This window comes from Streptomyces aureus (assembly GCF_000725495.1).
Taxonomy (GTDB): Bacteria; Actinomycetota; Actinomycetes; order Streptomycetales; family Streptomycetaceae; genus Streptomyces; species Streptomyces aureus_B.
In genome coordinates this window covers 1-20,422 of sequence record NZ_JNZD01000002.1, presented here as the reverse complement: position 1 = coordinate 20,422, position 20,422 = coordinate 1, and the positions used below count along the sequence as shown (strand labels likewise).

Annotated in this window: 16 protein-coding genes and 2 pseudogenes; 10 read left to right on the top strand and 8 right to left on the bottom strand. The window is 73.7% G+C overall.

Annotated features, from left to right (window positions below; genetic code table 11):
• Nucleotides 1–5: 5 nt before the first annotated feature.
• On the top strand, nucleotides 6–1,046 hold the full coding sequence (locus tag IO36_RS02425; RefSeq protein WP_037615500.1) for a LacI family DNA-binding transcriptional regulator: 1,041 nt from the start codon (nucleotides 6–8) through the stop codon (nucleotides 1,044–1,046).
• Nucleotides 1,047–1,227: 181 nt separating this feature from the next.
• Complete coding sequence (locus IO36_RS02420) at nucleotides 1,228–2,109, top strand: universal stress protein (RefSeq protein ID WP_037615497.1); 882 nt, start codon at nucleotides 1,228–1,230, stop codon at nucleotides 2,107–2,109.
• 25 nt (nucleotides 2,110–2,134) lie between these two features.
• Here the strand turns inward: IO36_RS02420 and IO36_RS02415 are convergent, their stop codons facing one another.
• Complete coding sequence (locus tag IO36_RS02415; RefSeq protein ID WP_037615496.1) at nucleotides 2,135–2,488, bottom strand: hypothetical protein; 354 nt, start codon at nucleotides 2,486–2,488, stop codon at nucleotides 2,135–2,137.
• 107 nt (nucleotides 2,489–2,595) lie between these two features.
• Here IO36_RS02415 and IO36_RS02410 point away from each other — a divergent pair, with 107 nt between their 5' ends.
• Both IO36_RS02410 and IO36_RS02405 read left to right on the top strand, forming a co-directional pair.
• On the top strand, nucleotides 2,596–3,261 hold the full coding sequence (locus tag IO36_RS02410; protein ID WP_037615493.1) for an NUDIX domain-containing protein: 666 nt from the start codon (nucleotides 2,596–2,598) through the stop codon (nucleotides 3,259–3,261).
• 72 nt (nucleotides 3,262–3,333) lie between these two features.
• Entirely contained in the window at nucleotides 3,334–4,320 is a 987-nt protein-coding gene (locus IO36_RS02405; RefSeq protein ID WP_037615491.1) for an aldo/keto reductase, read from the top strand.
• Here the strand turns inward: IO36_RS02405 and IO36_RS02400 are convergent.
• Complete coding sequence (locus tag IO36_RS02400; protein WP_063764817.1) at nucleotides 4,280–6,925, bottom strand: SpoIIE family protein phosphatase; 2,646 nt, start codon at nucleotides 6,923–6,925, stop codon at nucleotides 4,280–4,282. The two genes, IO36_RS02405 and IO36_RS02400, sit on opposite strands and share 41 nt — an antisense overlap.
• A gap of 190 nt (nucleotides 6,926–7,115) precedes the next feature.
• Nucleotides 7,116–8,033, bottom strand: a complete 918-nt coding sequence (locus IO36_RS02395; RefSeq protein WP_209441143.1) for a LysR family transcriptional regulator ArgP — start codon at nucleotides 8,031–8,033, stop codon at nucleotides 7,116–7,118.
• Between the two features lie 69 nt (nucleotides 8,034–8,102).
• On the opposite strand from IO36_RS02395, the gene IO36_RS02390 reads away from it, so the two are divergent.
• The 4 genes from IO36_RS02390 to IO36_RS02375 all read left to right on the top strand — a co-directional run bounded on the left by IO36_RS02390 (nucleotide 8,103) and on the right by IO36_RS02375 (nucleotide 11,722).
• A complete protein-coding gene (locus IO36_RS02390) occupies nucleotides 8,103–8,714 on the top strand; it encodes a LysE/ArgO family amino acid transporter (protein ID WP_037615488.1) in 612 nt (203 codons plus the stop codon).
• Between the two features lie 149 nt (nucleotides 8,715–8,863).
• Entirely contained in the window at nucleotides 8,864–10,210 is a 1,347-nt protein-coding gene (locus tag IO36_RS02385) for an MFS transporter (RefSeq protein ID WP_037615486.1), read from the top strand.
• A 38-nt stretch (nucleotides 10,211–10,248) separates the two neighbouring features.
• Complete coding sequence (locus IO36_RS02380; RefSeq protein WP_037616104.1) at nucleotides 10,249–11,067, top strand: methyltransferase domain-containing protein; 819 nt, start codon at nucleotides 10,249–10,251, stop codon at nucleotides 11,065–11,067.
• Nucleotides 11,068–11,353: 286 nt separating this feature from the next.
• A complete protein-coding gene (locus IO36_RS02375) occupies nucleotides 11,354–11,722 on the top strand; it encodes a DUF6479 family protein (RefSeq protein ID WP_037615478.1) in 369 nt (122 codons plus the stop codon).
• A gap of 112 nt (nucleotides 11,723–11,834) precedes the next feature.
• On the opposite strand, the gene IO36_RS02370 is transcribed toward IO36_RS02375, so the two are convergent.
• Together IO36_RS02370 and IO36_RS02365 are read right to left on the bottom strand one after the other, a co-directional pair.
• Nucleotides 11,835–12,776, bottom strand: a complete 942-nt coding sequence (locus IO36_RS02370; protein ID WP_037615477.1) for an ATP-dependent DNA ligase — start codon at nucleotides 12,774–12,776, stop codon at nucleotides 11,835–11,837.
• A gap of 138 nt (nucleotides 12,777–12,914) precedes the next feature.
• Nucleotides 12,915–13,808, bottom strand: coding sequence for a Gfo/Idh/MocA family protein (locus IO36_RS02365; protein ID WP_037615475.1), 894 nt, complete (start codon nucleotides 13,806–13,808; stop codon nucleotides 12,915–12,917).
• Nucleotides 13,809–14,051: 243 nt separating this feature from the next.
• Here IO36_RS02365 and IO36_RS02360 point away from each other — a divergent pair, with 243 nt between their 5' ends.
• Nucleotides 14,052–14,840 (top strand): PIG-L deacetylase family protein, encoded by a 789-nt coding sequence (locus IO36_RS02360; protein WP_051899966.1) that lies wholly within the window; start codon nucleotides 14,052–14,054, stop codon nucleotides 14,838–14,840.
• Between the two features lie 192 nt (nucleotides 14,841–15,032).
• Nucleotides 15,033–16,460 carry a M1 family metallopeptidase gene (locus IO36_RS02355; RefSeq protein ID WP_037616100.1) on the top strand — a complete coding sequence of 476 codons (1,428 nt, stop codon included), beginning with the start codon at nucleotides 15,033–15,035 and terminating at the stop codon, nucleotides 16,458–16,460.
• A gap of 31 nt (nucleotides 16,461–16,491) precedes the next feature.
• On the opposite strand, the pseudogene glgB reads toward IO36_RS02355, so the two are convergent.
• From glgB to IO36_RS44065, 3 genes and pseudogenes are all read right to left on the bottom strand, one after another.
• A pseudogene (glgB, locus tag IO36_RS02350) lies at nucleotides 16,492–18,535 on the bottom strand (1,4-alpha-glucan branching enzyme).
• Between the two features lie 139 nt (nucleotides 18,536–18,674).
• A complete protein-coding gene (locus tag IO36_RS02345; RefSeq protein WP_037615474.1) occupies nucleotides 18,675–20,048 on the bottom strand; it encodes a maltokinase N-terminal cap-like domain-containing protein in 1,374 nt (457 codons plus the stop codon).
• Nucleotides 20,049–20,148: 100 nt separating this feature from the next.
• Nucleotides 20,149–20,422 (bottom strand): annotated as a pseudogene (locus IO36_RS44065) (alpha-glucosidase C-terminal domain-containing protein); the annotation flags it as partial.

The following is a 20,422-nucleotide window of genomic DNA, read 5'->3' as shown; positions in this document are numbered from 1 at the left end:
CCGCCATGAGCAGACAGGCTCCCACGCTGGAGGATGTCGCGCGGGTGGCCGGAGTCTCCCGCGCGACCGTGTCCCGGGTCATCAACGGGGTCCGCAACGTCGACCCCGGCATCCAGGAGGTGGTGCGCCGGGCCATCGAGCGGACCGGCTACGCGCCCAACCGGGCCGCCCGGTCGCTGGTGACCCGGCGCAGCCAGACCGTGGCGCTGATCGTCTCCGGCGCGGGGGACACCCCGGGGGAGGAGCAGAACGCCTTCGCCGCGCGGGTCTTCGCGGACCCCTTCTTCGGACGGGTCGTCAGCGGAGTGGTGGGATACCTGCGTCCGCGGTCGATGCATCCGCTGCTGATGTTCGCCGAGTCCGCGGAGACCAGGAGCCAGGTGCTGGCCGACCTCCGGCAGGGCAGCGCGGACGGGGCCCTCGTCGTCTCCACCCACGCCGACGACCCGCTGCCCGCCCTGCTCGCGGACGCGGGGCTGCCCGCCGTCCTGTTCGCCCGGCCGTCGCGTCCGGTGCGGCTCAGTTACGTCGACCTCGCCCATCGCGAGGGAGCCCGGCTCGCCGCCGAACACCTGCTGGAGCGGGGATGCCGGCGGATCGTCACCGTCACCGGGCCGCTCGGCGTGGCCGCGAGCCAGGACCGGCTCGCCGGGTTCCGCGATGCGATGGCGCGCGGCGGACACCCGTACGTGCCCGTCGCCGAGGGCGGGTTCACCCTGGACAGCGGCATGGCGGCGATGTCCGGTCTGCTGGCCGAACACCCGGACGTGGACGGGGTGTTCGCCGCCAACGACCTGATGGCGCAGGGGGTGTGCCAGTTGCTGCGGGAGAAGGGCAGGGCGGTGCCGGACGACGTCGCGGTAGTCGGCTTCGACGACTCCAGCGTGGCCGTCACCTGCCGCCCCCCGCTGACCACGGTGCGCCAGCCCGTGGAGGAGATGGCCGCGGCGATGGCGGCCCTCCTGGACGAGCACAACCGGGGCGTCCGCACCGAACCCACCTCGCTGATCTTCGACCCGGAACTCGTCGTCCGGGCCTCGGCGTAGCCGGTCCCGTCCGCCTCGGCGCACCCCGTCCCGCCGCCGGGGGAGCGCCGGTCGCCGGTCCGTCCGACCGGCCGGAAGATCCGGCCGGGATCCCGCCGGGGCCCCGGGTGGCGGACACTGGAGCGGTCAGGACGCACGAGCACCCGGCCGGTCAGGCGGGCCGGCGACGGAAGGCAGGCGGATGACCCACCCGATCACCGTGGGCGTGGACGGATCACCCGAGAGCAGGGCCGCGCTGGCCTGGGCGGGCCGGGAGGCGGTCCGCCGGGACGTGCCCCTGCGGGTGGTGTACGCCTGGCACTGGCCGCCGCACGACATGGTCGGCGGCGGTGACCGCGAGGACCAGGCGCGCTGGGCCCACCGCATGATCGAGGACGCCGCCCGCACGGTCACCGACCGGCACCCGGGCCTGATCGTGACGGTCGACGTGATCGACTCCGACGACGGCGAGGTGGTGGAGGCGCTCCTCGGCGTCGCCGCCGACACGGGGACCCTGGTCCTCGGGTCCCGCGGATACGGCGCGTTCGTCGGCTTCCTGCTCGGATCCGTCGGGCAGCGGGTGATCGCCGAGGCGCCCTGCCCCGTCGTACTGGTGCGCTCGGAGGACCGGCCCGGGGACGAGGCGGGCGGCCGGGAGATCGTCGTGGGTCATCAGGGCGGCCCCGAGGACGGTGCCTCGGCGCTGCGCTTCGCGTTCGAGACGGCGGCGGCCCGGGGCGCGGCGGTGCGGGCCGTCCGTGCCTGGAGCCTGCCGCCGGTGTTCGCCTACAGCCCCGGATCGCTGAAGATGCTCGACGAGGCCGGCGGACTGGAGCCGTACGAGCGCAAGGCGCTGGAGGAGGCGCTGCGGCCCTGGCGGGAGCGCTTCCCCGAGGTGGCCGTCACCCAGCACATCGAGATGGGCAGCGCCGGGCAGGTGCTGCTGTCGCTCTCCGGCCGGGCCCAGCTGATGGTCGTGGGCCGCCGGGCCGACCGGTCCGCGATGGGCGCGCGCATCGGTTCCGTGGCCCACGCGGTCATGCACCACGCGCCCTGCCCGGTGGCGGTCGTCCCGCACGACTGATCCACCGCCCCCGGGCCGGCTCCGGTCAGTCGTTGCCGGCCCGGGACATCCGCAGGGCGAGGTCCTGGAGCAGGTCGGCGGTCGAGACGTCGGTGCGTCCGGAGTCGTGGAGGTCCGCGAGTTCGGAGAAGAGGAACGCGAAGGCGCCCACCAACGAGATGGCGGCGGGCAGATAGGCGTCGGCGACCGCCTGCCCCGCCTCGGCCGGGCCGGCGTCACCGGGCACCTCGACGCGCGGGAACACCTCCGTGACGAGCGCGCCCAGATTGTTCTCGGCCGCCTCGACCCCGTCCTCCTCGTCCTGGGCGATCCTGCGCACCATGGCGTTGGTCTCGGTGAGCACGCCGATCGCGCGCAGGATGATCTCCGTCTGTTCCATGCGGTGAGCCTAAACGGGCGACGGCCCGCTGTGACCAGGATCTTGGTCTCGGGATGGTAGACAGGGCCCATGAACGACAACTCCCGCTCCCGCCGGGCCCGCACGCGATGACCGCGGGCATCGACACCCCCGACCGCAGGGGCCGCACCGGACTCGACCGGACGGGCCGCGATCTGACCGGCAACCCGCGCGTCAGGATCCGGGACGTGAAACTCCTGTCCTGCCACTGGTACGTGGAGCGCACGACCACCTTCGACCTCCAGCGCACCGACGGGACCTGGAGCACCCAGGAGCGCGAGACCCACGACCGCGGCAACGGCGCCACGCTCCTGCTGTACGACGCCGAGCGGGAGACCGTGCTGCTGACCAGGCAGTTCCGCTACCCCGCGTACGTCAACGGGCACCCGGACGGCATGCTCGTCGAGACGCCCGGCGGTCTGCTCGACGAGGACGACGAGCACCCCGAGGTCGCGGTGCGGCGCGAGGTCATCGAGGAGACCGGGCACACCGTCGGCGAGGTCGAGCACGTCTTCGACATCTACATGAGCCCGGGTTCGGTCACCGAACGGGTGAGCTTCTACGCCGCCTCCTACGGGCCGTCCACGCGCACCCACGAGGGCGGCGGACTCGACGAGGAGGGCGAGGACATCGAGACGGTCGAACTGCCCTTCCGCGAGGCCCTGTCGATGATCCGCACCGGCGAGATCGCGGACGCCAAGACCATCATGCTGCTGCAGTGGGCCGCCCTGGACGGGCCGTTCGCCAAGGCTTGACCTCAAGCGCACTCCAGCGAGCAGACTCCCTTCCGGGTCCGGGGACTTCGGGCCCGAACGGGAGGGATCACCATGCGCTACCGCACGATCGGCACGGATCCGGCCACGCGCCGCGAGGTGAGCGTGCTCGCGCTCGGCGCGATGCTCTTCGGCTCGCTGACCGACGAGAAGACCTCGTTCGCCGTGCTCGACCGCTACGTCGAGGCGGGCGGCACCTTCATCGACACGTCCGACAACTACGCGTACTGGACCGACGGCGGCCAGGGCGGCCACAGCGAGGAACTGCTCGGACGCTGGCGGCGCAGCCGGGGCGTGGGGGACGAGATCGTCCTCGCGACCAAGCTCGGCGCCCGCCCGCTGGCCCCCGGGACCGGCTTCGTCGACAACCGCGAGGGCCTGTCGGCGAAGGCGGTCCGTGAGGCCGCCGACCGGAGCCGGGAACGCCTGGGAGTCGAGAAGATCGACCTGCTGTACGCGCACATAGAGGACCGCTCCGTCGAGGCGGGCGAGACCGTCCAGGCGTTCGCCGAACTGGTCGCGGGGGGCAGTGTCGGACTCCTCGGGGTGAGCAACCACGCCGTCTGGCGCGTGGAGCGGGCCCGCGCCCTGGCCGGGGCGGCCGGACTGCCCGGCTACGAGGTCCTCCAGTACCAGCACAGCCTGCTGCGCCCGCGCTCCGACGTGCCGAGCGGGCTGTTCCCCGAGGGGAACCTCGGCGCCGCGACCGGCGAACTCCTCAGCTATCTGGGGGCGGAGGAGGGCCTGACCCTGGTCGCCTACTCACCGCTGCTGGGCGGCGCCTACGGGCGCCGGGACAAGCCGCTGCCCTCCGACTACGACCACCCGGGGAACACCGCCCGGCTCGCCGTTCTCCGGGACGTGGCGAAGGAGACGGGGGCGACCCTCAACCAGGTCGTGCTGGCCTGGCAGATCGGCGGCGAGCTGCCGGTGATCCCGCTGGCCGGCGCCTCCTCGGTGGCCCAGCTGGAGGAGAACCTGGCCGCCGTGGACCTGGAACTCACCCCGGACCAGCGGGCCCGCCTGGACGCGGCCCACTGAGCCCCGCCCCGCCGAACCCCGGAGCCGACCGCGGCCCGGACCGGGTCCGCAACGTGTCCTCGCCCCCGCGGGGCGGCCGGCGGGTCGTGAGGAGCAGCGCGATGTCGTCGGGGCGCTCGCCCGCCTGCCGGGCCTCGGCGGTGAGCAGGTCGGCGGCGCGGGAGAGGGAGGGGCCGCCTGCCGCGCGGTGCAGCGGGGGGCCCGCCGCGGCCAGGGTGGAGCGCAGGGCCTCGACGCCCTCGTCGATGTCCGTGCCGGGGCGTTCGACCAGGCCGTCCGTGTACAGGGCGAGGACGGCCTCGGGCTCCAGCGTCAGGTCCGTCACGGGGTACTCGGCGTGCGGGTCCACGCCGAGCACCACACCGCCCGGCAGGTCCAGCACCTCGGTGCGGCCGTCGGGATGGCGCAGCAGCGGCTGCGGATGCCCGGCCCGGGCGGCCTGCGCCTCACCGGTCAGCGGGTCCACCCGGACGTAGCAGCAGCTCGCGAACTGGCCCGGGTCGAGGTCGATGAGCAGCCGGTTGGTGCCGCTCATCACCTCGTCGGGCGAGTGGTCCCCGAGGGCGAACGCCCGCACGGCGCTGCGGAGTTGCCCCATGGTGGCGGCGGCCTGGACGCCGTGCCCCTGGACGTCGCCGATGACGAGCGCCAGGCCGTCGCCGGCCTCGACGACGTCGTACCAGTCGCCGCCGACGTCCATGCCGACGGTGCCGGGCAGATAGCGGCCCGCCGTCTGGACGAGGGGGTGCGCGGACAGCCGGTGCGGCAGCAGGGCCTCCTGGAGCCCGCGGGCGAGGGCCGCCTCGTTGTCGTAGCGCCGCGCGCGCTCCAGGGACTGCGCGATCAGACCGGCGAGCGCCGTGAGGACCGTACGTTCCTCGGTGCTGAACCCGCGGGGTCGGTCGAACCCGAGGATGCAGGAGCCGACCGGGCGCCCGGAGGCGATCAGCGGCAGGAAGGCACGGGCGCCGACGGTCGCGTCCAGTGCGACCCCCGGATAGGCGGCGCCCAGCTGCTGCATCGACTCGAAGAACAGCGCCCGGCCGCTGGTGAGCGTCTCGACCCCGGGGAGTTTGGCGTCCAGGCCCACGCCGTCGAAGGGGGCGAGGAACCCCTGCGGGAAGCCGGTCTCCCAGGCCAGGTACAGGCGCCGGTCCTGCAACAGGTAGATGGCCAGGCGGCGGCTGCCGAAGGCCGGCAGCAGCTCGCGCATCACCACCTCCGACACCTGCCGCGCGGTCACCGCCTCCGTCAGCGCGATCGCGAGGACGATGGGCCGGTACTGCGGCGCCGTGCCCGGGACACCGCTGTCGGGCTCCCCGGCGTCGGTCCCCACGGCCTGGGCCGCCTCCACGTCGAACGGTGTGCTCCCGGAGGCCTCGGAGACCCGGCCCAGGGGCGTGATCTTGCAGGTCACACCGCGCGGGCCGGGATAGACGGAGAAGCTCAGCCAGGTGCCCGTCAGATGGCCCGGGGTCGTCTCGGTGCCGCTGCCCAGCGGGCTGCGGGCCCGGAAGTGCACCGGGTCGGGCGACAGCAGGGCGCTGCGCAGATGGTCCTCGTAGGCGGGCTGGTCCATCCAGGGCACCACGTCCCACAGCAGCCGCCCCAGCAGCTCGGCACGCGGGCGGCCGAGGAGCGTGGCGGCCCGGGGATTGGCGTAGGTGATCAGCCCGATCCGGTCGATGGCGAAGACGCCCTCCGGGAGCTGGTCGGCCGCCCCGTCCGCCGCAGGCCCCGGCCCGGGATCCACGAGGGCGCCGCTGACCCGGAAGGGCGGGGTGTCGGTGTCGCCGCCTCCCGCGGTCCACAGTTCGAGGAGGCGCAGTCCGCCGCCGCCGGTGCGGACCGGCAGGGGATGGGGCGGCGGCCGGCCGGCGGCGGTCTCGCGCAGGGCGGCCAGCAGCAGCCGGGGCTCGTCGTGGGCCAGCGCGTCCGCGAAGGCCTCGGGCGTCCCCGCGAAGTCCTCCTGGGGGATCCCGAGGAGCGCCCACAGGGAGTCGTCCGCGATCAGCCCGCCGTCGGCCGGATCCCAGGTGAAACCCCCGACGCACCGGGTGGAGGGGCCGTCGACGGGCGGCCGGGTGCCGAGCGGGTCGGAGTCCCACAGGACCGAGGACCCCGCCTTGTCCAGTCGCGCCAGGGCGGCGCCGAGCTCCGCCGCCACCGCCGTCATCCGGTCGCGGTCCGGCAGGACCTCGGTCGCGTCCGAGGCCGGCGGGCGCAGCACGATCAGGACGCCGTACGCGGTGGAGTCGCCCACCACCGGCACGTAGAGCGAACCGAATTGGAACGGCAGCCCCGCCGCGAGCTGCGGATACCGGCGCATCGTCTCGGTCGGATCGGCGAGCAGTACCTCCACGCCGAGGCGGTGGGCGTCCGCGACCGGGAACGGCCGGTCCACGTGCATGCGCGACCAGGGGCGGAAGAGGGGGCCGGGCAGCCCCGCGAGGACGGCCAGACGCAGCAGTCCGGGCGTCCTGGAGCGCAGATACACGCCCCCCGCGAAGCCGCGGGCGGCCCGGATCGCGTCCGTCACCGCGTCACTGAGCAGGGGGGCCAGGCCGTACGGCGCCTGGTCCTCACGCTCGGCGCTCCCTGTCATCGATCTGCCCTCGTCCGCCCGCCACCAGGGGGGTCAACACAGCAAGAATGCGCCTCTCACGTCGTTCACCGCACCTCGGCGTCCTCCGCGGCACCCGGGGCGGGGCCGTTCCTCCGGTCCGGGTCCGCGGGCGCCGGGCGCCCGGTGACCGGCTCCGACGCGGTGCGTGCGCCGGCCCGGAGCCGGTGGTTCAGGCCCCCGGGCCTGGCCGCAGCCGCTCGGCGGCGACGGCCGCCACGGCCCGCGCCACCGCGCCGAGCGCGGGGAAGTCGAGCTTCCACTGCTGCCAGAACAGCGGGACGTCGACCCATCGGCCGGGTGCCAGCAGGACCAGCCTCCCGGCGCGCAGCAGCGGCTCCGCCTGCACCTCGGGCACCATGCCCCAGCCCAGGCCGGCCGTGATCGCGTCGACGAAGCCCTCCGAGGTGGGGACGTAATGGCGCAGGGTGCTCGCCCCAGGGCCGCCCGCCAGGGCGCGGACGAAGTCGTCCTGGATGTCGTCGGCGCGGTCGAAGGCCACCACCGGGGCGGAGGCGATCCGCTCCCGCAGCGGTGCGCCGGCCGTGGTGCCGAGCCACCGTTCGGCGCAGCCGGGACTCGCCACCGGCAGATAGCGCATCCGACCGAGGGAGCGGACGGAGCAGCCCGCCACCGGTTCGGGGGACGAGGTGACCGCCGCCATGACCGATCCCTCGCGGAGCAGGGCGGCGGTGTGGTCCTCGTCCGCGCGGCGCAGTTCGAAGGCCGGCGGCGGCTCGTCCGGCACCCGGGAGAGCGCCGCCAGGAACCAGGTGGCCAGCGAGTCGGCGTTCACCGCGATGGACAGCCGGGTGGGTTCACCGGATCCGGGCATGCCGAGCTCGGCATGGGTGTCGCGCTCCAGTCGGGCGAGCCGGCGGGCGAAGCGCACGAGGATCTCGCCGGACTCGGTGGGGCGCACCGGCTTGGTACGGGTGAGCAGGACCCGGCCCGTGCGCTGTTCGAGCGCCTTGATCCGCTGGCTCACCGCCGAGGGCGTCACCCGCAGCGAGGAGGCCGCCGCGTCGAAGGTGCCCTCGTCGACCGCCGCGAGCAGGGTGCGCACCTGGTCGAGGGGGAGTTCCGTCATCACGGCGGCTAACGATACTGAAGAATCTTTAGCTGTACTCCGGACGGTCCGCTTCCTAACGTCGACGTCATGACAGACGCTCTCACCGCGGCGGCCGCGGGATTCGGTGCCGGCCTCTCCCTCATCGTCGCCATCGGCGCGCAGAACGCCTTCGTGCTGCGCCAGGGCGTCCGCCGGGACGCGGTCCTCGCCGTGGTGGGCATCTGCGCCCTGTCCGACGCGCTGCTCATCGCGCTCGGGGTCGGCGGGGTCGGCGCGGTGGTGGTGGCCTGGCCCGCCGCGCTCACCGCGGTCGGACTGACCGGCGGCTGCTTCCTCGTGGTGTACGGGGTTCTCGCCGCCCGGCGGGTCCTCAGGCCGGCGGCGCTGCGGCCGGCCGACGGGACGCCGGGCTCCTGGCGCCGGGCCGTCCTGACCTGCCTCGCCCTTACCTGGCTCAACCCGCACGTCTACCTCGACACCGTGTTCCTGCTCGGCTCCCTGGCAGCCGGCCGGGGATCGCTGCGCTGGACGTTCGGCCTCGGAGCGGCGCTCGCCAGCCTGTGCTGGTTCGCGGCCCTCGGGTTCGGCGCCCGGCTGCTCGGCCGCCTCCTCGCGCGGCCCGCCTCCTGGCGCGTGCTCGACGGCCTGGTCGCGACGACCATGATCGCGACGGGGGTCACCCTGATCGCGGGCGCCTGAGCCCTCGTACGGAGCCCCGCCCGCCCCGCGTCCGGTACCCGACATTCCGTAGGCCGCGTATCAATCCTGTCCCCCGGGGGGCACAAGCCGTCCGCGCTCGGTCATAGTGATCCCCGAATCGAAAGATGTATCGAGCAACCAGGATGAGCGTGGACACGAGCCAGAGCAGTACGGACAGCGGCGCCGCGGCCCCCGGTGGCGACGCGGAGGCCGGTGGGGGCGCGGCCCCCGGCGGTGGTGCGGAGCCCGAGCGGCCCGCTCGCTCCGGATGGCGCCGCTGGGCCATGGACACCCGGCCGCTGCGCCGCCCCGCGTACCGCCGGCTGTGGACGTCGACCGCCGTCACGTCCGTCGGCAGCCAGCTCACCGCCGTCGCCGTGCCGAAGCAGATCTACGACATCACCGGATCCTCGGCCTGGGTCGGTTACGCGAGCCTCGCCGGTCTGGTGCCCCTGGTCGTGTTCGCCCTGTGGGGCGGCGCGATCGCCGACAGCATGGACCGCCGCAAGCTGCTCCTCGTCACCAACACCGGCATAGCCGTCACCTCGCTCCTCTTCTGGGCCCAGGCCGTCACCGGACTGGACTCGGTGCCCGTCCTGATGCTCCTGCTCGCCCTGCAGCAGGCGTTCTTCGGACTCAACTCCCCGGCCCGCAGCGCGTCCATCGCCCGGCTCGTCCCCGCCGACGAACTGCCCGCCGCCAACGCGCTCGGCGCGACCGTCATGCAGACCGGCTCGGTGGCCGGGCCGATGCTCGCCGGCGCCCTCATCCCCCTCATCGGACTGCCCGAGCTCTACCTCATCGACGCCGTCGCCCTGTGCGTCACCGTGTGGGCCGTCCTGCGGCTCCCCGCGCTGCCGCCCCTGAGCGGCAAGGCCGCCCAGGGCGCGGGGCTGCGCCAAGTGGTGGCCGGCTTCCGCTACATCGCCCTGCACAAGGTGCTGCTCCTGTCCTTCCTCGCCGACATCATCGCCATGGTCCTCGGCATGCCCCGCGCCCTGTTCCCGCAGCTCGCCGCCGAGACCTACGCCCCCTACGGCGAAGGGCTCGCGCTCGGGCTCCTGTTCGCGGCGATCCCCATCGGCGCGGTCCTCGGCGGACTCCTGTCCGGCACCTTCTCCCGCGCCCGCCGGCACGGCCTGATGGTGATCGTCTCCGTCGCCGCCTGGGGCGCGGCCATCGCCGGGTTCGGGCTCAGCTCCAGCCTGTGGGTCGCCGTGGCCTTCCTCGCGGTGGCCGGGGTCGCCGACATGGTCTCCATGGTCTTCCGCGGCGCGATCCTGCTCTCCGCCGCCACCGACGAGATGCGCGGACGGCTCCAGGGCGTCTTCACCGTCGTCGTCGTGGGCGGTCCCCGCGTGGCCGACGTCCTGCACGGAACGGCCGGTTCGGCCTTCGGCGCACCCGCCGCGGTCGCCGGCGGAGGGCTGCTGGTGATCGCCGCGGTGCTTGTGCTCGCTTTTGTCTCACCGGCCTTGAGGCGTTACACAATCTGAATCTGAAAAACGACCTTGGTGGTTCTAGAGTGACCGCCATGGTGGACACGCGGCCTACGTCGGCCTTCCACGCGCAGAACATCAGCGCGGACAGCACCGCCCGTCTGGTGGGCGCCCTCGACGCCCAGGACGTCAACGACGGTGTGCAGCGCCTGCGTTCATGGGCGCACGCGGCACTGGCCGTACGGCCCGGGGAACGGGCGCTGGACATCGGCGCGGGCACCGGCTCGCAGACCCGGCGGCTCGCGGCGGCCGTGGGTCCCCGCGGCCGGGTGCTCGGGATCGAGCCCAACCCCGGACTGCGCGCGGTCGCCGAGCAGCGCGGCACCTCGGAACAGAGCGCCGCGCGCTTCGCCGACGCGGACGCCCTCGCGCTGCCGCTGCCCGACGCCACGGTCGACGTCGTGTGGTGCGAGCGGGTGCTCCAGCACCTCGCCGAGCCGGAGAAGGCGGTCTTCGAGATCGCGCGTGTGCTGCGCCCCGGCGGGCGGGTCGCCCTCCTGGACACCGACTGGGCGACCACCATCCTGCACCCCGGGGACCCCGAGACGATCGCCGCGATCACCACCGGCGCGCTGTCCGCGGCCGCCGACCCCTACTCCGGACGCAAGCTCGTGGGACGGCTCGCGGCCGCCGGTCTCGTGATCGACGACCGTGGCTCGCAGGCTCTGCTCCAGGACCACAAGTCGGTCGCCTGGCCGCTCATCCGCATGCTGGGCGATTCCGCCGTCAACCGCGGGCTCATCGGCGAGGCGCAGCGCGACCGTCTCTACGAGGACCTGACGGAGGCCGCGCGCCAGGGTGGCCTGCACATGTCCGTGACGATGTTCGGAGCGGTGGCCCACCGCCCCGCCTGACCGGACCACGGCCACCGCTGCGGCCGCGGCTCGCGGCGCCGCGCCCGGATGACCGGGCCCGGACCGCCGGGCCCGACGGATCAGCGGGGCTCGCTGGGCACCGTGAGGCCCGGCCGACCGGGGCCGGCGCTCCGATCGGCCGGGCCTCCGGCCCCCGCCGGGCGCTCCGATCGGACAGGGCCAGGATCACGGCGTAGCGCCCGGATTGAACCGGAATACAATGGAATGGCCGTCGCTGACGGGCTAGTACGCAGATTTCCCCTCGCATTGGGGGTACGCGAACACCATGTACACCGCGAGCCAAGATCTGATCGCAGCAAGTTCATCGCTGAACGCGGGCGCCGCCTTCATCGGCGGCCTCATCATCGCCGGTGCCCTCGTCTGGGCCGTCCGGATGGGTATCCGGGTACGCAACCTGGAGTCGCGCCCGCCCACGGCGGAGGAGCAGCCGAGGCTGCCCGCGACCGGGGCGGTGCACGAGGAACGCGAGATGCGGGAGCCGGACGAGATGCCGCACGCCGCGGACGAGAGCGAACGGCTGATGCCGTACAACATCCATTCGTCGAGCACGAAACACGCCGACGACCAGCACCGCAAGCGCTGGCAACCGGGATCCAGCGGGTCCTTCGGCAGCGGCGGACCCGGTAGGACCTGAACCTGACCGGGCCCCGAAGGAGCCGACCGCGCGAGCGGCCGGCTCCTCCGCGTGCCCGCTTCCTCCGCGTGCCCGCTTCCTCCGCATGCCCGCTTCCTCCGCCTGCCCGGCCCTAGGGCAGATCGGCCGCGGAGTCCTCGGGAGCGAGGTCGGGACGCAGTCGCAGCCATGACGGCTGGCGGAGCAGTCCGGCCCGGGTCCGGGTGCTGTAGCGGACTTCGCCCACCAGCCGGGGCAGCACCCAGCGGGCCTCGGCCGCCCGCGGAAGGGTGTCGAAGGGGCAGCGACCCGTCTCGGCGGCCCGCAGCAGCCGGGCGAGTTCGGCGCGCTCCGCCGCGCTCCAGCCGGTGCCCACGCTGCCGACGTAGCGCAGCCTTCCTTGGTCGCGCTGGCCCACGAGCACGGCGCCGGGCAGTCCCGACAGCCGTCCCCGGCCCGGGACCCAGCCGCCGACCAGCACGTCGACGGTCCTCAGGTTGCGGATCTTGATCCAGGACCGGGAGCGCACCCCGGGCTCGTACACCGAGTCGAGCCGTTTGCAGACCAGCCCCTCCAGACCGCTCGCCCGTGTCGCGCGCAGGGCCTCCTCACCATGTCCCACGAGTGCTGTCGGCGTGGACCAGAACGGGCCCTCCAGCGCGAGGCTCTCCAGCGTCCGCCGCCGCCACGCGTAGCCGCGGCCCGTGAGATCGCCGTCCAAGTGCATGACGTCGAACAGCACCAGATGGGCGGGAGCCTGGCGCGCGCGCCGGGCGGCCCGGCCGGGCGAGCGGGCGAGGCCCATCCGGGACTGGAGCAGCTGGAAGTCGCCCCGGCCCCGCTCGTCCAGGACGAGCACCTCGCCGTCCAGGACCGCCGCCGTCGTGCCGAGCGCGCCCCCGAGGGCACCGAGTTCCGGATAGGCGGCCGTGATGTCCTCCCCGGAACGGGCCCGCAGCGTCACCGAGCCGTCCCCCGGCAGATACACCACGGCACGCTGACCGTCCTGCTTCGTCTCGTACGCCCAGCGCAGGTCCTGGTCCGGGGCCGGCAGGGTTCCGGGCGTCGCGAGCATGGGCGCGACCAGCGGGAGGTTCGGCAGTCTCACACTCCCTGTCTCGACCCACCACCCCGGGCACACGCTTCCTGGGCCCACGTTTCGCCTGATCGGAGGCGCCGACGTGCTGCCGGGCGGGCGGGGTCTCCCCGAAACCTAGCCCTCCAGTGCCTGGGCGATCAGTGTCTGGAGGTACAGCCCTCGGTGGGCGTCGATGGGGCCGGGGGTGCCCGTGCGGACGGCGGTGGCGAACTCGTGGCGGAGTACCGGCCAGGACTCCTCGTGGTCGAGGGCTCCGGCGTCGAGGACCAGCTCCGGGTGCCGGCCGAACAGTTCGACCCGGGTGATCCCGTGCTCCACCTCGACCGAGCCCGAAAGGGAGGCCTGGCTCACGGCGCCGCTCTCGTGCTCACAGGTGAGTTCGAGCCAGCGGCGCGGATCCCCGGCGCCGCGCACCCGGACGACCGGCCCGAGGGCCGCGTCCAGCAGGTCCAGAAGGTGCGGTCCGAGGTCCAGAAGCGCGCCGTGCTCCAGGCGCCAGGGGGTCGCGAACGGACCGCCGAGGAACGCGCCGCTGATCCCGCAGGAGCGCGCGCCCGAGACGTCCAGGGTCCGCGCCGTCGCGAGGAACCGTCGGACGGCCGGGTGGTAGCGGTTCGTCAGGACGAGCTGGGAGACCACGCCCGCGGCGTCGATCGCGTCCACGAGCCCCCGTGCCGCGGCCAGGCCGAGCGCGAGCGGCTTCTCCAGGAGCAGGGCCTTGCCCGCCCGGGCGGCCCGGACGGCGAGTTCGGCCTGCACCGCCGGAGGGACCGAGAAGGCCACCGCCTCGCAGCCGTCGAGCAGTTCCTCGAACGTCGCGGCGACCGCCGCGCCGTACGGGGCGGCCGTCTCGCGGGCGGCCTCCGGCCGGCGCGCCCACACCGACGTCAGCACCGTCTCGGGTCCGGCGGCGAGCACCCGGGCGTGCACGGCCCGCGCCCAGGGGCCCGCACCGACGAGGCCCACCCGGACGGGGGCGTGGTTCCAGCTGGGCGAGGTGGTGGTCACTGCGTCTCCTTCGCGCTGTACGGTCCTGACACGCCGTGGGGCCGGACGTCCCGGCCAGGAGGAACGGCCGCCGGACGCCGGATCCCCGGACGTGTGGACAGACTTCACCACGGCACCCCGGTGTTCGGCCAGGAAGGCCCCCGCTCCGCACGTCCCGGGCGTGCGGAGCGCGCAGATCCGGCGCTCGAACACCAAAAGCGCGCCTCTGTCGGTCCCGGCCCGCCGCGCGCCATCATGCCGGACATGGATCCCACACAGGACAAAGCAGGCTTCGGGGGCGGTACGGGCCTGTCCGCGCTGCCGGAGGACTGGGAGCGGTGTCTCGCCGTGGCCGCCCATCCGGACGACATCGAGTACGGAACGGCCTGCGCCGTCGCACGCTGGACCGCGCAGGGCAAGCGGGTGAGCTATCTCCTGGCCACCCGGGGAGAGGCCGGTATCGACGGAGTGCCCCCGGACCGGGCGGCACCGCTGCGCGAGGCCGAGGAGCGGGCCGGCGCCCGCCAGGTCGGCGTCGAGACCGTCGAGTTCCTCGACCACCGCGACGGGGTCGTCGAGTACGGGCTCGGGCTGCGCCGGGAGATCGTGCGCGCGATGCGCCGGCACCGGCCCGAGATCGTGGTGTCCGGCGCGTTCACGGTACGGATGATCGGAGGCATGACCAACCAGGCGGACCACCGGGCCGTGGGCCTCGCCGCCCTCGACGCGGCGCGCGACGCGGGAAACCGCTGGATCTTCCCCGAACTCGCCGACGAGGGCCTCGAACCCTGGAACGGTATTCGGATGGTGTGCTTCGCCGGGGCGGAACAGCCCACCCACGGCGTCGACGTCACGGGCGAACCCCTCGAACGCGGCATCGCCTCCCTCGAGGCGCACGCCGAGTACACCAAGGGCCTCGGTGAAGGCGCCTTCGAACCGCGGCCGTTCCTGACCTGGATGTCCGGGATGGGCGGCGCCGCGCTCGGCGTCGAGTCCGCCGTCCTGTTCGACGTCCACCAGCTCGTCCCGGACGGTCCGCCGCCCTGGGTGTGAGCGCTCCGGGCCCGGCCGCCGGGACCGGGCCCGGCCGCCGCGCGGGCGCGGACCCGGTCCCGGCGGCGGCCCGGCTCCGGCGGCGGCGACCGCCGCGCGCGGAAGGCGACTTGACCTGATCGTGGGCGTCCGGACGAGGCGGGACTCATAGGCTGTGCGCGAGTGATCACCGTCGAAACCGGAGGAGCGAACGTGACACCACGCCCGCACGAGGCCGCCCGACGCACAACCGTCCTTCGCCGCGAAGCCGTCACCGCGGCCGTCCCCGTCGCGCTCGCCGCCCTGCTCGCGGCGGCCGGACCCGCCACGGCGGCCGGGACCGTGGGCGCCCCCGGCGCGGGAGACCCGTACTTCCCCCTCTCGGGCAACGGCGGCTACGACGTCCACCACTACGGTCTGACGCTCGGTTACGACCCGCACAGCCGCCACCTCGACGGCACGGCGGTCCTCACCGCCAGAGCCACCCAGCGGCTGACCCGCTTCGACCTCGACCTCAGCGGGCTGAAGGTCACCGGCGTCACCGTCGACCACACCAAGGCGGACTTCCGGCGCGACGGCCGGGAACTCGTCGTCACCCCGCGGAAGGCACTCCGCAAGGGCCAGGAGTTCCGGGTCACCGTCACCTACTCCGGCACCCCGAAGCCGGTCACCGACCCCGACGGCTCCCTCGACGGCTGGATCCCCACGGACGACGGAGCGTTCGTCGCGGGCGAGCCCCAGGGCGCGATGACATGGTTCCCGGCCAACAGCCATCCCACGGACAAGGCGTCGTACGACTTCACGCTGACCGTCCCGAAGGGGAGCACCGCCGTCGCCAACGGCGTCCTGCTCGGGCAGCGCACCGCGGACGGCCGGACCACCTTCCGCTGGCGGCAGGCCGAGCCGATGGCGGCCTACCTCGCCACGGCCACCGTCGGAACGTTCAAGGTCGAGCGGTACACCACCCGCGACGGCATCGAGGTCTACAACGCCGTCGACCCGCGCGAGGCGGCCGCCGCCGCGCCGGTCGTGAAGAAGCTGCCGTCCGTGCTCGCCTGGGAGAGCAAGCTCTTCGGCCCCTACCCCTTCCGGGCGGCCGGGGCGATCGTCGACCGGGCCCCGCAGGTCGGCTACGCCCTGGAGACCCAGACCCGGCCCGTGTACGACTCCGCGCCCGACCTCGACACCCTCGTCCACGAGAGCGCCCACCAGTGGTTCGGCGACTCCGTCACCCTGACCCGGTGGAAGGACATCTGGCTCAACGAGGGCTTCGCCACCTACGCCGAGTGGCTGTACGCCGAGCAGCACGGCGGCAAGAGCGCGCAGAAGGCGTTCGACGCGCTGTACGCCACCCCGGCGGGCAAGGACCTGTGGGCGTTCCCGCCCGGTGATCCCGGCAGCGGCGAGCACATCTTCGAGACGCCGGTCTACGCCCGCGGGGCCATGGTCCTGCACAAGCTGCGCACGGCCGTCGGCGATCCCGTCTTCTTCCGCGTCCTGCGCACCTGGGCCGCCGTCCACCGCGAGGGGCACGGCACGACGGCCCAGTTCATCCGTCTGTCCGAGCGGGAGTCGGGCAAGGACCTCACGTCCCTCTTTCACACCTGGCTGTTCACGGCCGGGAAGCCCGCCTCTTCCTGAGGCGCGCTTCCCGGCCGGTGCTGCGGCCGGCTCAGACCGGCCGCAGCCACACCGTCGCCAGCGGCGGCAGCGTCAGCTCGATGCTGGTCGGGCGGCCGTGCGTCCCGATCGCCTCTGCCTTGACGGGCTCGGGGTGGATGACGTCGCTGCCGCCGTAGCGGAGGCTGTCCGTGTTGAGGACCTCCTGCCAGGCGGGGACGTCCTCGGGGACGCCGAGGCGGTAGCCGTGGCGGACGGCGGGGGAGAAGTTGGAGACGGCCAGCAGCGGGGTGCCGTCGGCGGCGTGACGCAGGAAGGCGAGGACGTTGTCGTCCGCGGCGTCGCCGACGACCCACGTGAAGCCGGACGGGTCCGTGTCGCGTTCCCACAGGGCGGGTTCGCCGCGGTAGAGGGTGTTGAGGTCGCGCACCAGATCCTGCACCCCGCGGTGGTCCTCCGCGGCGCAGTACGCGGGGTCGAGGAGCCACCACTCGGGCCCCTCGGCCTCCTTCCATTCCCCGCCCTGGGCGAACTCCTGCCCCATGAAGAGGAGTTGCTTGCCGGGGTGGGCCCACATGAAGCCGAGGTAGGCGCGGGCGTTGGCGCGCCGCTGCCACCAGTCGCCGGGCATCTTGGAGACGAGGGCCTGCTTGCCGTGCACGACCTCGTCGTGGGAGATCGGGAGGACGTAGTTCTCGCTGTAGGCGTACACCATCGAGAAGGTCATCTCGTTGTGGTGGTACTTGCGGTGGACCGGCTCGTGCTGCATGTACTCCAGGGAGTCGTGCATCCAGCCCATGTTCCACTTGAGCCCGAAGCCGAGCCCTCCGTCGGACGTCGGACGCGTGACGCCTTCCCAGGCGGTGGACTCCTCGGCGATCGTGACGACCCCGGGGTTGCGGCGGTAGACGGTCGCGTTCATCTCCTGGAGGAACGCGACCGCGTCGGGGTTGTCCCGCCCGCCGAACTCGTTGGGGGCCCACTGGCCCTCTTCGCGGGAGTAGTCGAGGTAGAGCATGGAGGCGACGGCGTCGACCCGCAGGCCGTCGATGTGGAACTCCTCGCACCAGTAGGTGGCGTTGGCGACGAGGAAGTTGCGGACCTCGCGGCGGCCGTAGTCGAACTCCAGGGTGCCCCAGTCGGGGTGGTGGGAGCGGCGCGGGTCGGCGTGCTCAGTCGTCCGGGGTGCCGAGGCGGGCGGTGGGGGCGTAGAAGCCGGTGACCTGGTAGCCCCAGGAGCCGCCGAAGGGGTGCTCGGCGACCGGCATCAGCTGCACATGGGTGAAGCCGAGGTCGCTCGCGTACGCGGGCAGCTGGTCGGCGAGTTCACGGTAGGTCAGACCGGGCCGCCAGGAGGGCAGATGCACCTCGTACACGGAGAACGGCGACGCGTGCAGGGGACGGCGCCCCGCCCGCTCCTTCATCCACTTCGTGTCCTGCCAGGTGTACGCCGACCGCGTCACGACCGACGAGGTCGCCGGAGGCACCTCGGTGCGGCGGGCCATCGGGTCGGCGCGCAGGGTGCGGGACCCGTCGGGGCGGGTGATGTCGAACTTGTAGAGCGTCCCCTCGCCCATACCGGGCAGGAACACCTCCCACACGCCGGACGATCCGAGCGAACGCATCGGGAACCCGGCGCTGCCGTCCCAGTGGCAGAAGTCCCCGCAGACCCGGACCCCCTGGGCGTTGGGAGCCCACACGGTGAAGCGGGTTCCCTCCACCCCGTCGTGGGTCATCGGCTCGGCGCCCAGGGCCCGCCACAGCTCCTCGTGCCGGCCCTCGCCGATCAGATGCAGGTCGAACTCGCCGAGCGCGGGCAGGAACCGGTAGGGGTCCTCGGTCTCGAACTCGGTGCCGTCGTACGTGACGACCAGGGTGTACGCGGGAATCGTGTCGCAGGACAGGACGGAGCCGAAGAACCCGTCCCCGAGGTCGTCCAGCGCCGTACGGTTCCCGTCCACGACCACCGCCACCCCCCGCGCGTGCGGCCGCAGCGCCCGGATCACCACTCCGCCCGGCACCGGATGGGCACCGAGCACCGCGTGCGGATCGTGATGGGCGCCGGACAGCAGCCGCCCCCGGTCCGTGGGGTCCAGCGCGGCGGGCTGCGCGGACGGGGCGGCGGGCTTGGCCCGTCGTACGCGGGTGGATGCGGTGCGGGTCACGGCTTGGCCTCTCGGGGTGGGTTGGTGGGGGTGGTCGTCAGGACCGCGGTGGCCGATCGGTGATCGGTGGTCAGGGGCGATCGGCGAGCCGTCCGACCGCCGCCATGGGGACGGGCAGCCAGTCCGGCCGGTGCCGTGCCTCGTAGAGCACTTCGTACACGGCACGGTCCGTCTCGTAGGCGCGCAGCAGTTCCGGTTCCTCCCGCGGGTCCCAGGCCGCGGCGTCGGCGTAGCCCGCGCAGAAGGCCTCGCGGCAGCGCTCCGCCCACTCGGGACGCCAGGGCTGCCGGGAGCGGGCCGCGTAGTCGAAGGACCGCAGCATGCCCGCGACATCGCGTACGGGCGACTGGACACGCCGACGTTCGCTGATCGGGCGGGCCGGTTCACCCTCGAAGTCGATCACCGACCAGCGGCGCCCGGCGCGCAGGACCTGGCCGAGATGGAGGTCGCCGTGGATGCGCTGGGCCGGGCGGACCGCCGCGTCCAGGGCGGCCAGCGCGTCGAACGCCGACCGCAACCCGGCCGTGTGCGGGCGCAGTTCGGGGACGGAGCGCGCGGCTGCGTCGAGCCGCTCGTGCATCGCCTCGGCGAGCCGGCGGTTGCTGTCCGGGCTCGGCGTGTCCACGGGGAAGGCCGTTGCCAGGGCCAGGTGCACCTCGGCGGTCGCGCGCCCCAGTTCGAACGCCTCGCCCGTGAAGTCCTGCCGCGAGCCGAGGGACTCGAGCGCCAGGGCCCAGCCGTCGGCGGCGCCGCGCAGATACGGCTGGAGGACGCCGAGGGTCGCCTCCTGCGGCTGCGTCGTACGGAACCACGCGGCCGGCGGAGGGACGCGGTCGCAGCCCTGCCGGGCCAGGGCGCGCGGGACCTCCAGGTCCGGGTTGATGCCGGGCTGCACGCGCCGGAAGACCTTCAGTATGAACGCGTCCCCGTAGACCAGGGACGTGTTGGACTGCTCGGCGTCGAGGAGGCGCGGCGCGAGACCGGAGGGCACCGTCACCGCGGGATCGGCCTCGAACAGCAGCGGACCCGCCGTACCCGAACGGCGCAGCCGCTCCAGGAGCAGTCCGGCGGCCTTCGGGTCGTGGAAGGCGTCGTACACGGTCAGCCCGGCCAGCGGACCGGTCTGCACCCGGCCGATGACGGCGGGGGCGAGCCGCGGCGGCAGGACCTCCCGCACACCGAGCAGCAGTTGGTAGCAGTCCTCGGCCGCGGGCGAGTCCGCGCTGCCGTGCGAGGGCGGCCCGAGGTGCTCGGTGCGGACCAGCAGATGCAGACAGCCGGGGTACAGCTCGGTCGTCGACAGCAGTGTCACATCCGCCACGGGCCTGCCCTTGCCCGCGAACCAGCGCTGCCGGGGCAGCCAGTCCCGCAGCAGTTCGGCCAGCGGGGTGAGCAGCGGTGCGGTGTCGAGGCCGCTCGGACGCAGCAGAGCGGTGTCCGGCATGACGGCACGTCCTTTCAGGGGCGGGCGGGCTGTCGAGGGGGACGCGTTCACGGTCGCTTCGGGGCGACGGGCGCGACCGCGGGGCGCAGGCGGAACCAGTGCCGATGGCCGGGAAGCGGACGCCGCCGATGAGTTCGACGGGGTGCCTGCCGTTGAACTCGCGCAGGTCGAGTTCGGTGGGCTGGGCGAAGCGGGAGAAATTGTGCACGCACAGGACGAGGTCGTCCTTGTACTCCCGCAGGAAGGCGAGGACGGCGGGGTTGGTGGAGTGCAGTTCGGTGTAGGTGCCGAGTCCGAAGGCCTTGTTCTGTTTGCGGATCTCGATCATGCGGCGGGTCCAGTGCAGCAGGGAGGACGGCGAGGACATGGAGGCC